The 13215-nt window shown below is 64.6% G+C and carries 10 protein-coding genes; 7 read left to right on the top strand and 3 right to left on the bottom strand.

Translation table 11 applies throughout. The features are described 5' to 3' along the window. Positions 1–19: 19 nt before the first annotated feature. Positions 20–3112, bottom strand: coding sequence for an efflux RND transporter permease subunit (locus tag AC2VNO_RS12745; protein ID WP_486934457.1), 3093 nt, complete (start codon positions 3110–3112; stop codon positions 20–22). Positions 3113–3114: 2 nt separating this feature from the next. Further along, positions 3115–4251: an efflux RND transporter periplasmic adaptor subunit gene (locus tag AC2VNO_RS12740; protein ID WP_486934456.1), complete on the bottom strand. Its 1137-nt coding sequence runs from the start codon at positions 4249–4251 to the stop codon at positions 3115–3117. Positions 4252–4567: 316 nt separating this feature from the next. On the opposite strand from AC2VNO_RS12740, the gene AC2VNO_RS12735 reads away from it, so the two are divergent. Beyond that, entirely contained in the window at positions 4568–5542 is a 975-nt protein-coding gene (locus tag AC2VNO_RS12735) for a malate dehydrogenase (RefSeq protein ID WP_486934455.1), read from the top strand. 86 nt (positions 5543–5628) lie between these two features. Here AC2VNO_RS12735 and AC2VNO_RS12730 read toward each other — a convergent pair whose 3' ends face one another. Next, positions 5629–6285: a histidinol-phosphatase gene (locus AC2VNO_RS12730; RefSeq protein WP_486934454.1), complete on the bottom strand. Its 657-nt coding sequence runs from the start codon at positions 6283–6285 to the stop codon at positions 5629–5631. Between the two features lie 198 nt (positions 6286–6483). Between AC2VNO_RS12730 and AC2VNO_RS12725 the strand changes: the two genes are divergently transcribed. From AC2VNO_RS12725 to lgt, 6 genes are all read left to right on the top strand, one after another. After that, positions 6484–6975, top strand: a complete 492-nt coding sequence (locus AC2VNO_RS12725; RefSeq protein WP_486934453.1) for an RNA pyrophosphohydrolase — start codon at positions 6484–6486, stop codon at positions 6973–6975. Positions 6976–7106: 131 nt separating this feature from the next. Next, entirely contained in the window at positions 7107–9368 is a 2262-nt protein-coding gene (gene ptsP / locus AC2VNO_RS12720; protein ID WP_486934485.1) for a phosphoenolpyruvate--protein phosphotransferase, read from the top strand. Between the two features lie 8 nt (positions 9369–9376). After that, complete coding sequence (locus tag AC2VNO_RS12715; protein WP_486934452.1) at positions 9377–10165, top strand: NRDE family protein; 789 nt, start codon at positions 9377–9379, stop codon at positions 10163–10165. A 67-nt stretch (positions 10166–10232) separates the two neighbouring features. After that, positions 10233–11600, top strand: coding sequence for a response regulator (locus tag AC2VNO_RS12710; RefSeq protein WP_486934451.1), 1368 nt, complete (start codon positions 10233–10235; stop codon positions 11598–11600). Continuing rightward, positions 11597–12391 carry a sulfite exporter TauE/SafE family protein gene (locus AC2VNO_RS12705; RefSeq protein WP_486934450.1) on the top strand — a complete coding sequence of 265 codons (795 nt, stop codon included), beginning with the start codon at positions 11597–11599 and terminating at the stop codon, positions 12389–12391. Before AC2VNO_RS12710 ends, AC2VNO_RS12705 begins: the two co-directional genes overlap by 4 nt. Positions 12392–12398: 7 nt before the next feature. Beyond that, entirely contained in the window at positions 12399–13208 is an 810-nt protein-coding gene (lgt, locus tag AC2VNO_RS12700; protein WP_486934449.1) for a prolipoprotein diacylglyceryl transferase, read from the top strand. Positions 13209–13215: the final 7 nt, after the last annotated feature.

Here is a 13215-nt window from a genome sequence, read left to right as displayed (position 1 = left end):
CGTCGTTTCGAAGGTCGCTTCAGGTTGTCGCCGGTTCGCCCTCGACCGATTCGCGCTGCGGAACCCGGCGCTGCCAGAGGATCAGCATGCAGGGCGTCAGCAGCAGCGTCAGGCCGGTGGCGAATACCAGCCCGCCGGCGATGGCGCTGGAGAGCTGCGTCCACCACTGGGTGGAGGGAGCGCCGATACCCAGGCTCGGGGCGAACAGGTTGACGTTGATCTCCAGCACCATCGGCATCAGGCCGAGCACGGTGGTGATGGCGGTGAGCAGTACCGGCCGCAGGCGCAGTCCACCGGCCTGCAGCGCTGCATCGTAGGGGGCCAGACCCGCCTGGCGCAGCTCGTTGTAGGTGTCGATGAGCACGATGTTATTGTTCACCACGATGCCCGCAAGGGCGATGATGCCCATGCCCACCATGACGATGCCGAACGGCTGACCGTTGATCAGCAGGCCCATCAGTACCCCGGCAGTGGAAAAGACGATCGCCGACAGCACCAGCAGGGCCTGGTAGAGGCTGTTGAACTGAGTCACCAGGATCAGCAGCATCAGGCCGATGGCGACCAGGAAGGCGGTGATCAAAAAGCGGCTCGCCTCCTCCTGGTCTTCCTGCTCGCCGGCGACGTTGACCCGGACGCCCTCGGGCGGTGGGCCCAGCGCCGTGAGCAGCGCTCGCAGTCGTTCGTCCGGCTGATAGCCTTGGGCCACGTCCGCCTCCAGAGTAATGGCGCGCTGGCCATCGATCCTGTGCAGGGTGCCGACCCGTGGAGCAGGCTCCAGGCTGGCGAAATGGGAAATCGGCACCTGCCCGCGGGACGTGTTGAGGGTAAGTCGGTCGAGTTGATCGATGCTGCGCCAGTCATGGGGAAAGCGCACGCTGATGTCGACTTCATCCGGCGCATGGGCCGGCCGGTAGCTCGCCACGCGCAGGCCGTTGGTGACCAGCTGTACGGCGCTGCCCACGGCAGCCACGTCGGCTCCCAGCCTGGCGGCCGCGGCACGGTCCACGTTGAGGCGCCATTCGATGCCGGGCAGGCTGCGATTGTCTTCGATGTCGCGAAAGCCACCCAGCCGCTCCATTTCGCGGCGGATGGTCTCCACCGCCGCGGTGCTGTCCTCCGCCAGCTGGGCGCTGATTTCCAGCACGATGGGCTTGCCGCCTCCCGGCCCCTGCTCCTGCTCGCGAAATTCCAGTACCACGCCGGGCAGGTCGCCGGTGCGCTCGGCCATTTCATCCATGATCGTTTGGGCTGGACGGCGCTCCTGCCAGTCGATGAGCTGGAACTGCACTACGCCTATCACGTCGCTGCCAAGTTGTTCGTTGGGCACGCCGTAGGAGCGGGCATATAGCGCCTGCACCTCGCTCATGCCGGCCAGTCGCGACTCGACCCGGCGTACGATGGCGTCCTTCTCCAGGGCCGAGAAATCGCCGCGGGAACGCACCACTACCTGGGCGTTTTCCGGCTCGACCGCGGGGAAGAATTCGACGCCGTGATTGAAACGCCCGTAGCCGACGAAGATCAGCGCCATCAGCAGCAGGGCGATCGTAAGCGTCATGCCGGGCCACGCCAGCAGCCGGGCCAGGGTGGCGCGATACAGCCGCCCGCCGGCGGTGATCATCTCTTCGCCGTGCACGGTTCTGCTGGCGCGCACGCTGAACACGCCGCCCAGGGTGGGCAGGAAGATCAGCGCCATGGCGAGCGAAGCGAGCAGGCAGAGGATCACCGTGGCCGGCAGGTACTTCATGAATTCCCCGACCACTCCGGGCCAGAACAGCAGCGGGAAGAATACCGCCAGGGTGGTGGCGGTGGCGGCAATCACCGGCCAACTCATGCGGGACGCGGCGTTGACCCAGGCCTCGCGCGGTGGCTGTCCCTCACGCAGGTTGCGGTCGGCCAGTTCGCTGACCACGATGGCGCCGTCCACCAGCATGCCGGCCACCAGAATCAGAGCGAACAGCACCACGATGTTGAGGGTGTAGCCGATGGTCCAGATGAGCAGGATGCCGGTAAGGAAGGCGCCGGGTATGGTCAGCCCCACCATCAGCGCCGAACGCACGCCCATCGCCGCCAGGATCACGATCAACACCAGTACCACGGCGGTCAGCACGTTGTTGAGCAGCTCCGAGAGCATCTGATCGACGGTGACCGACTGGTCCATGATAGTGGTGATCGAGAGCTCCTCGGGGAGCAGCGGTGCGGCGTCGGCGAGAATGTCGCGCACGCCTTCGATGGTGGCGATCAGGTTAGCGCCGGCGCGCTTGGAAATCTCCAGCACCAGGGCCGGTTCGTCGTCGATGCGGGCGAAGCCGGCGGGGTCCTTGAAGGTGGGGTGGATCCAGCCCACGTCGGCGAAGGTCACTACCCGGTCGCCGTCGACTTTCACCGGCATGCCCAGCACGTCGTCCAGCGACTCGATGATGCCGGGTACCTTGACCGGGCTGCGGCCGGCACCGGTATCCAGGCTGCCGGCGGCGACCAGGCGGTTGTTGCGGGTAATGAGGTTGAACAGGGTGTCGAAATCCACGCCGTAGCTGTCGAGTACCAGCGGGTCGATGACGATCTCCATCAGCTCCTCGCGTTCGCCGCCGATGTCGACCTCCAAGACTTCGGGCACGCCCTCGAAGGCGTCCTGCAGCTGGCGAGCGATGGCCAGCCGCCGGGTCTCCTCGATGGGCCCCGACAGCCCCAGGGTCAGTACCGGGAAGAGGCCGACGTTGACCTCGAAGACGCGCGGCTCCTCGGCTTCATCGGGCAGGGAGGCGTTGGCGATGTCGACCCGCTCACGGACGTCGGCCAGCGCCCGGCGGGGATCGAAGCCGGCATCGAACTCCAGGGTGACGGCAGCGTGCCCCTCGCTGGCCTGGGCGGTCATCTTGCGCACGCCCTCGATGGTGCGCAACTCCTGCTCCATGGGCCGCACCAGCAGCCGCTCGCCATCTTCCGGGCTCACGCCTTCCAGGGCCAGCGAGACGTAGATGATGGGAATGGGAACGTCCGGATTGGCCTCCTTGGGCACCGCCTGCCAGGCGGCAAGGCCTGCCATCAGCAGGACCAGCAGCAGCAGCAGGGTAGTGCGTGACCGGTCCAGTGCGGCCTCGATCAGGGTGCGCATGTTCAGGGTGTCTCCTGCACGGCGCTTGCATCGAGATCGCCATCACCGGCAGAGCCGTTTCCGGCCGCGTCGGGAGCCGGTACGGCGACCACCTCATCGCCGGGGGAAACGAAGCCACCGCCCAGGGTGATCAGCCGGATCGTCTCGGGCAGCCCGGCTACGCTCGCCTGGGTGGCATCGGCGGCGACCAGGGTGATCGGCGTGGAAACCACCCTGGCATCTTCGTCCAGGTGCTTGATTCGCAATTGGCCCTGGTCGTCCAGTTCCAGCAGGGCCGGCGAGAAGCGATGCACGTCACGTTCGGGCAGAGTGATGGCAAGGGTCGCGCTGGCACCTGCCAGGCGGCGGCGCTGGGGGTTGTCGAATTCGGCCTCGACATAGAAGGAGCGGGTGGACTCCTCGGCACGACTCGACACGTGGGTCAGCTCGCCGGAGAGTCGGCTGCCGTCCAGCAGCCGGGCTTCGGCAGGCAGCCCCGGGCTCAGGTCGGGGGCGTCACGCTGGGCGACCCAGGCGCTGAGCTTGAGTCGACGATCGTCGATCAGGCGGGCATAGGTCTCGCCGACCTGCAACACTTCACCCTGCTCCACGTAAAGCCGATCGAGGACGCCGTCGAAGGGGGCGGCGGGGCGAGTCTCGTCGAGTGCCTGGCGCAGCTCGGCGACTTCTGCCGCCGCTACGCTGACGCTGCTTTGCAGGCGCAGCAGCTCGGGCTGGGAAATCAGGTTGCGCTGGCGCAGGTTGGCGGCCCCTGCCAGCTCTGCGCGTGCCAGTTCGAGCTGGTCCTCGGCTCGCTGCAGCTGTGCCTCCAGGGCGTCGCGGGAGAGGACCAGCAGGGGCGTGCCGGCTTCCACTGCGGTGCCCTGTGTCACAGGCAGCTCACTGACTCGTCCGGCATGCCGGGTGCGAAGTTCGACCTCGCGAACAGCTTCCAGCTGGCCCTGAACCACTCGTCGAGGCTGGTAAGCGGTGGCCTGACTGGTGCGATATTCGACCCTGACCGGCGCTTCGCCTGCCGGGGAGTCGCCAGCCGGGGCCTGCTGCTGAAAGCGCTGTATGTCGCCGAGCGCCAGCCACAGCAGTATGGCCAGCAGCACCAGAGCGGCCAGCATGGCGGAAATGGGGGGACGTCTGGGCATGCGGCCTTCCCTGGTTCGGTAGCGGTAGCACGGTAAACAGGTCTGCGCAGCGAGTGCTGCGTCGCGCGGAGCCGAGCTGGCTGAATCGTGCAGCTTTCTCGGCTAATCAAGCATTGCATGATAGCGCATGATCTCGCATGAGGCAGTCGTCATGCATGGGTGCCCTCTCTCATGAGGTCACCTAGTCAGAGGTCGGATTGAGTTTTGTGCGGTGCAAGCATAACATCTTGGCGGTCCGAATCCCGGCCAGGGCGGGCAAGCGCTCGCAAGGCTCATCTTCATATTCCCTCATGGCGGCTCAACCGAAGGAGCAACAATGAAAGATCCCGTACGTATTGCCATTACCGGCGGCGCTGGCCAGATCAGCTACTCCCTTATCTTCCGTATTGCCGCGGGTGACATGCTGGGCCCGGATCAGCCGGTCATTCTCCAACTGCTCGAGATTCCCCAAGCCATGGACGCGCTCAACGGCGTGGTCATGGAAGTGAACGACTGCGCCTTCCCGCTGGTGCAGGACATCGTCGCCACCGACGACCCCAACGTCGCCTTCAAGGATGTGGATTTCGCTCTGCTGGTCGGTGCCCGTCCGCGCGGCCCGGGCATGGAGCGCAAGGATCTGCTGGAAGCCAATGCGGCGATCTTCTCCGTTCAGGGCAAGGCGCTGAACGACAACGCCAGCCGCAACGTGCGCGTGCTGGTGGTGGGCAACCCCGCCAATACCAACGCCCTGATCGCTTCGTGCAACGCGCCGGACCTCAGCCCGCGCCAGTTCACCGCGATGACCCGCCTGGACCACAACCGTGCTCTGACCCAGCTGGCCCAGAAGACCGGCAAGCGTGTCACCGACGTGGACAGCATGATCATCTGGGGCAACCACAGCGCCACTCAGTACCCCGACCTGGCCCACACCAAGGTGGACGGCAAGCCGGCCTTCGACCTGGTCGAGCGCGACTGGTACGAAAACGACTTCATCCCCACCGTGCAGCAGCGCGGCGCGGCGATCATCAAGGCGCGCGGTGCCTCTTCCGCGGCTTCCGCCGCTTCCTCCGCCATCGACCACATGCGCGACTGGGCGCTGGGCACCGACGGCGTGGTGAGCATGGCGATCCCCTCCGACGGTAGCTACGGCATCGAGGAAGGCATCATCTACTCCTACCCGGTGCGCTGCCAGAATGGCGACTACGAGATCGTCCAGGGTCTGGAGATCGACGAGTTCAGCCGCGCCAAGATGAAGGCTACGGAAGACGAACTGCGGGAAGAGCGTGCCGCTGTCGAGCATCTGCTTGGGTAACGAATGCCTGGGCGAGTGAATCGCTGTTAAAAAACCCCGAAAGCCTTGGCTTTCGGGGTTTTCCTTTTCTACGCCGCAGGGCAGGTTCAGTCGCGAAGAGACATGATGCGCCAGTCGCGCTGCTCGGCCACTTCTCTCAGGGTGGGGTCGGGGTCCACCGCTACCGGATGTTCCACCAGCTCGAGCAGCGGTAGGTCGTTGTGAGAGTCGCTGTAGAACCAGGCGTCCTCAAGGGTGTAATCCTTGTCGGCCAGCCACTCCGCCAGACGCTCGACCTTGCCTTCCCGATAGCTCGGTGTACCGCTGACCCGGCCGGTATAGCGGCCGTCGCGCACCTCGGGTTCCACGGCAATGAGGTGATCCACGCCCAGTCGCTCGGCGATCGGGCCGGTGATGAAGCGGTTGGTGGCGGTGATGATCAACAGGGTATCGCCACGGCTGCGATGGCGGGCCAGCAGCTCCTCGCCCTTGCCCAGAATATTGGGTTCGATCTTGCTGGCCATGAACTGCTGATGCCAGGCGGCGAGCTGTTCGGGGCTGTTGTCGGCCAACGGTTTGAGCGCCACGGCGAGAAAGGCATGGATATCCAGCGTCCCCGCCTCGTAGTCGGCCATGAAGCGGTCGTTGGCTTCACGGTAGGCCTTGGCATCCACTGCGCCCTGTTCGAGCAGGAACTCGCCCCAGGCGTGATCACTGTCGATGGCGAGCAAAGTGTTGTCCAGATCGAAGATGGCCAGACTCACGGCTTACCCCTTGCGATGTGGTGAGTAAAGTCATGCTGCTTTTCGTAAAAGCTGGCGATTATGTCAGACAACGCTCACGCTGCTAAGCCCGCCGGTGCTTTTTCTGCTGCCGTGGTGCTCAGCTCCAACGTTGTATTGATGCACTTCGCGCCCTTGTGGAAGAATGCAGGCAACGATGAATTTCACAAGGTGACGTCCGTGATCGACGCTGACGGCTTTCGTCCCAACGTTGGCATCATAATCGCCAACGCCAGGGGGCAACTGCTTTGGGCGCGTCGGGTAGGACAGAACGCGTGGCAGTTCCCCCAGGGAGGCATCAAGTCAACCGAAACACCGCAACAGGCGCTCTTCCGTGAGCTTGAAGAAGAGATCGGCCTTACCGCCGAAGATGTCGAGTTGCTTGCCTGTACCCGGGGATGGCTGCGCTATCGCTTGCCGCGACGCATGGTGCGCATGAACTCGAGGCCGGTTTGTATCGGTCAGAAGCAGAAGTGGTTCCTTTTGCGGATACGCTGTCAGGAGAGCCGCATCTGCATGGACGGCTCGGAGAAACCCGAGTTCGATAACTGGCGCTGGGTCAGTTACTGGTATCCGCTGGGGCAGGTGGTGCCATTCAAGCGCGAGGTATATCGCCGGGCGTTGAGCGAGCTTTCGCCGCGAGCGCAACGGCTGGCGCTGGAAGGACGCTGAGCGTGCAGGGTTTCTGTACGTACGACAGGGGCTGCGCAGGGCCCCGACATGAAGCGCTGCGATTCGCTGGCGGCGCTCGGCCTTGACTCCTCAGCAGGCGAGGGAAGACAACAATGGAAAGCAAGACGCCGATGCTCGAGGTGTTGCGCCGGGTCATACAGGAGGTCAACGGCGCTCGCAATCTCGATGCGGCGCTGGCGACCATGGTGCGGCGTATTCGCAAGGCCATGCGCACCGACGTATGCTCCTTCTATCTCTATGACGCCGAGACGGAAGCTCTGGTGTTGATGGAAACCATCGGTCTGCACAGCCAGGCAGTAGGTCACGTCAGCCTGCGGGTAGGGGAGGGGCTCGTCGGTCTGGTGGGCGAGCGTGAGGAACCGCTCAACCTGGAAGATGCTCCCGCGCACCCGCGGTTCCGCTACTTCGAGGCCACCGGTGAGGAGCGCTATTCGAGCTTTCTCGGCGTGCCCATCATCCACCAGCGACGCATGCTCGGCGTACTCGTCGTACAGCAGGCGGAGAAGCGTCGCTACGATGAGGAGGACGAAGCCTTCCTCATCACCATGGGGGCGCAGCTCGCCGGCGTTCTGGCCCATGCCCTTGCCACAGGCAGCCTCAGCAAGCCCACCTTGCCCGGCGGTCAGGCGCTGTTCACCGGCGTCGCCGCCTCTCCCGGGATGGCCATCGGCGAAGTGGTGGTAGTGGCGCCGCTGGCCGATCTGGACAGCGTTCCCGACTTGATTCCCACCGATGTCGAACACGAAATCGCCCGGCTCAAGGTAGCCATCGAGAGCGTGCGCGAGGAGATCCGTGCCGCGGGCGAGCGTCTGGCCAACCGTATCTCCGCCCAGGAACTGGCGCTGTTCGAGGTCTACCAGCAGATGCTCAGTGAGGCGGCGCTCTCTCAGGAGGTGGAGAAGCGCATTCGCGAGGGGCAGTGGGCGCCAGGCGCCTTGGCCGATGTGGTGCGACGCCACGTTCAGTACCTCGAGCGGGTAGATGACGACTACCTGCGCGAGCGGGCCGCCGACGTGCGCGACCTGGGGCGCCGGGTGCTGGCACATCTGCAGGAAGAGACTCCTCAGACGCCCGCGGCCTTCCCTGAGAGTACCATTCTGATCGGTGACGAGATCAGCGTTGCCATGCTGGGCGAAGTGCCGCGTGAGCGCCTTGCCGGCCTGGTTTCGATGCGCGGCTCGAGCACCTCTCACGTGGCCATCGTGGCACGGGCCATGGGCATTCCTACCGTGTCGGGCATGGTCGACCTGCCGCTGCCGCGGCTCTCCGGCGCCGAGGTGGTCCTCGATGGCCATCGAGGGCGGCTCTTCGTGCGTCCCACCGACGAGCTCAAGGCTCGCTACACCAGTCTGATCGCCGAAGAGGCTGCCCTGAGCGAGGTGCTGGAGCATGAGCAGGACCTGCCCAGCGAAACGCCCGACGGCCACGTCATGCCGCTCATGGTCAATACAGGCCTGGCGATCGACACCACGGTGTCGCTCAAGAAGCGCATCAGCGGCGTCGGGCTGTACCGCACCGAAGTGCCGTTCATGATTGCCGAGCGTTTCCCGGGCGAGCAGGAACAGGCGCGGCTCTATCGCGACCAGTTGGAAAGCTTCGCACCGCTGCCGGTGGTGATGCGCACCCTCGACATCGGCGGCGACAAGGACCTGCCCTATTTCCCCATCGACGAAGCCAACCCCTTTCTCGGCTGGCGTGGCATTCGCGTCACTCTCGATCATCCTGAAGTCCTGATGGTGCAGCTGCGGGCCATGCTGAGGGCCTCTCAGGGGCTCGACAATCTGCAGATCCTGCTGCCTATGGTGACCAACGTCGATGAAGTCGACGACGCCCTGCGCCTGCTGGATCGTGCCATTCGCGAACTGGGTGAGGAGGGTGTCGTCTCGCCGCGTCCCAAGGTCGGCGTGATGCTGGAGGTCCCGGCGACGCTCTATCAACTGGACGCTCTGGCCGAGCGGGTCGATTTCTTCTCCGTGGGCAGCAACGACCTTACGCAGTACCTGCTGGCGGTGGATCGCAACAACCCGCGCGTGGCGAATCTCTACGACGCCTGTCATCCCGCCGTAGTGAGCGCCATGGCACGTTTGGCCGAAGAGGCCAAGCGCCTGAAAAAGCCGATTTGCGTTTGTGGCGAAATGGCTGGGGATCCTGCCGGAGCGCTGTTGCTGATGGGCATGGGCTTCGACTCGCTGTCGATGAATGCGCCCAGTCTGCCGCGGGTAAGAGCCGCGATTCGCCGGGTCTCGTACGATGCGGCTCAGGCGCTGGTAAAGGAAACGCTGGCACTCAATACGCCGGCGGCCGTGCGCAGTCATCTACTGATGCGTCTTGGCGAATGGCAGCTGGCTCACCTCTTGCCACCGAGGGACTGAGTGAGCCCATGTGTCTGATCGCTTTCGATTTCCACCCACGAACGCCGATACCGCTGCGCCTGGTGGCCAATCGCGATGAATTCCATCAGCGGCCGGCAGCTCCCCTGGGGGCATGGCAGGAGGCGCCCGACATCGTCGGTGGCCGCGATCTGGAGGCCGGCGGTAGTTGGCTGGCCGTCCATCGGCGGGGGCGAATCGCGGCAGTGACCAACGTGCGTGATCCGTCGCTCGTCGTTGACCCCGGCGCGCCCAGCCGCGGTCATCTCGTGCGTGACGCTTTGGAATGTCCGGACTTGGCCGTCTGGCTGGCCGAGCACGCCGCGGGCGAGGGCTGGCGCTATGCCGGTTTCAATCTGCTGGCCGGTGACGGCGACCGGCTGTGGCACCTGCACCGCAGCCGGGACAGGCTGCTGCTCACCGAGGTTCCGGCCGGTCTTCATGGGCTCTCCAATGCCACCCTCGATACCCCATGGCCAAAGTTGATCTCTGCGCGACAGGGGCTAGCTGCTGCGCTTCGTCGACGCTGGCCGGAAGATGCCCTGAAAGCATTTTCCGCCACCCAGCCGGCCGATGACGGCCACCTGCCGGATACCGGTATTGGTCTTGAGCTGGAGCGCCGCCTGTCGCCGCCCTTCATCGTTGGCGAGCAGTATGGCACCCGTGCCATGACCTGGCTGGAGTGGCGCGCATCGGCCGATTCGATCGAGCTGGAGGAGCGCCGATTCGGCCCCGGCGGGCATGAGCTCGGTGCAAGTCGGGAAATAATTTCCTTGCGCCACGCCCTGTTACGATCCTGATGGGTCATGACAGCCGAAGCCTGGCGGCGTAAACTCCCTTCAATAACTGGCTCAGGGATGAATGCCCGTGGTAGCTAACAAGGACCGCTTATGGTCGTATCTGGTCTGGCCCCTGCTATGGCCACTGTTGCTGGCCCAGGCGGCACTGGTCCTGCTTTGCGTGGTGGTGGGGGCGGTGCTCTGGGTGGCTACCCCCGACCCCACTTCCTGGATGGAACCTGCCTGGCTGCTATTGTCACTGCTGGTTGGCACGACCCTGACCACTGCAGCTTTTCTCCTCCAGCTTCGCCACCGCCTTCGTGACTGTGAGAATCAGGCCGAGAATCGGCTCGATCGAATCGAGCGACTGTTGCTTGAAGCAGAGCAGATGCTGCCAGCCTGGCTGGGCCAGCCGGAGAAGCTCACGCCCTATGCCGGTACGATGATAGGGCACATGGAACGGCTGCACGACGGCATGATCGAGCTGCAGTCACGGCTTGAACTGGTACCGAGCCCGGATGCGCTGTTGGCGTCGAGCCAGCGTCCGGCTCTGACGCTCTATCGGGGGCGAATCGTTGGAGCCAACCTCGCCATGGAGCGGCTTCTTGGAGACAGCCTGGAATCGTTGAGAGGCCAGGATCCCGCGACCCGCCTTATCAGCAAGGGTGATGCAGGTGACAAATGGACCGAGGTCCAGGTGCTGGACGGCGAGGGGCGCTGGCGCACTCTCCGGGTGGAATGGCTTGAAGCGTCGCCCTACCAACTGCTGCTCTTCGACCGGGTCAGCATGCATGAATTCGGCGATCTCCTGGCAGCGCGCGAGCGTGCTCGGGAAGATTCGCGGCTCAAATCCCATTATCTGACACTGCTGCAGCGCGAGCTCGAACCGCTTCTTTCCGAGCTGACCGAGAGCATGGAAGAGCCTGCCAGCTTTGGCGAGCCCCAGCGCCATGCGCGGCTGCGAGAACGTATCGCCGACATCCTGCTGCTGATCGGCAGTCTGGCAGGGGAGCGAGAAGGTGTGACGCTGCCCGTCTCCCTTCGTCAGGCCGATCCACTGAGAGTGCTGGTCGTCGACGACGGGCCGGTCAACCGCATGCTGGCAAGCCAGCTTCTCGAGGCGCAAGGGCTCGAGGTCGACAGCGTTTCCAGCGGGTTCGAGGCGCTCGAGCAGCAGCGTCGCAAACCCTACGACCTGGTGTTGATGGACATCTTCATGCCGGAGATGGATGGCGTGGAAGCGGCCAGACGGTGGCGCCAGCAGGAGTCGCAAACACCGGAGGCCGGGCGCAGCACCCTGGTGGCGCTGACGGCCAACGCCTCGAACAGTGATCGTGGACGTTTCATGGAGGCCGGCATGGACGACTATCTGGCCAAGCCCTACGGCCCACGCGAGCTTATCGACCTGCTGCGGCATTGGCGCCCCGACGCCTTCGAGGAAACCTCTTCCAGATGACCCTGCTGTTCACCTTTTTCGGCTACCTGATCCTGGGGGCGGCCGCCGGCACCATGGCCGGACTTTTCGGCGTCGGCGGTGGGCTGATCATCGTGCCCGCTCTGGTGTTCGCTTTCGGGCTGCAGGGCATCGACCCCATTGTCACCATGCACCTGGCAATCGGAACTTCGCTTGCCACCATCGTGGTGACGGGGGCATCTTCGAGCTGGGCGCACTACCAGCGCGGCAGCATCCAGCGTGACGCTTTTTTTTCTCTGTTGCCGGGCCTGGTGCTGGGGGCGATAGCCGGTGTGTTCGTGGCCGGGGCGCTCTCCGGGGGGCTGCTCGGCACCCTGTTCGGCCTTTTCGTGATCCTGGTGGGCATCAGGATGGCGCTCGGTATCGGCCCCAAGCCCGGCCGCGCCGCGCCTGGGCGTCTGGGGATGGGCGTGGCCGGCGGGGTCATCGGCAGCATATCGGCGCTGTTCGGTATCGGTGGGGGTACGCTGTGCGTGCCCTGGATGTCTCGTTGCGGTGCCAGAATGACTGAGGCGGTGGGAACCTCCGCGGCCTGTGGTCTGCCCATTGCCCTATTCGGTGCGATGACTTTCATTTTTATGGGCTGGGGCAATCCGTTGCTGCCGGCCGGTGCCACAGGCTTCGTCATGTGGCCGGCGTTTCTCGGCATCGTATTGGCCAGCGTACCCTTTGCCAGGCTTGGCGCTCGCCTGGCTCATGTGCTGTCGGCTCGAGTGCTGCGGCTGGGCTTTGCTGCGCTGCTGCTGATCGTTGGACTGCGCTTCCTGCTTTGAGGTCTTCATGAACTATCCTGCAATCGATCCCGTGGCCATCTCTCTCGGTCCTTTCCAGGTTCACTGGTATGGCCTGATGTATGTGATCGGCTTCGTGGGCGCCTGGTGGCTGGGCCGCCAACGGGCCCACCGCTTCGGCCTCAGCCATGACGATGTGGGCGATCTGCTGTTCTATACCGCTATCGGGGTAGTGGCGGGAGGGCGCCTGGGCTATGCCTTGTTCTATGGCATGGGCCAGTGGGCCGCCGACCCGCTGTGGGTATTTCGCGTATGGGATGGCGGCATGAGCTTCCATGGCGGGCTGATCGGGGTGCTGCTGGCTGCGCTCTGGTTCGCCCGCAAGAAGCGCATGGCCTTCTTCACCCTGACGGATTTCTTCGCCCCCATGGTGCCTATCGGCCTTGGAGCAGGGCGCATCGGCAATTTCATCAACCGCGAGCTGCCAGGGAGAGTGACGGAACTGCCCTGGGGCATGCCGTTTCCCGGCATGGGACCCGAACTGCGTCACCCCACCGCACTCTACGAGGCCTTCTTCGAGGGCCTGGTGCTGTTCGTCATTCTCTGGTGGGTCTCGGCACAGCCGCGCCGGCGCGGGCTGGTTTCCGGCCTCTTCCTGCTGCTGTACGGCGTGTTCCGTTTCGGCGTGGAGTTCTTCCGCCTGCCCGATGCCCACATCGGCTACCTTGCCTTCGGCTGGTTCACCATGGGCATGCTGTTGACCCTGCCGATGATCGCCTTCGGCCTCCTGCTTATCGTCTGGTCGCGCCGCCAGCCGGTTGAAGGTATGAAAGCTGCAGCAGTGAAGCCTGCGGAGTAGGACGCCG

Source organism: Halomonas sp. TH-94 (assembly GCF_057473365.1).
The sequence above is the reverse complement of the archived record's forward strand: the minus strand, read 5'-3'. Positions and strand labels throughout refer to the sequence as shown.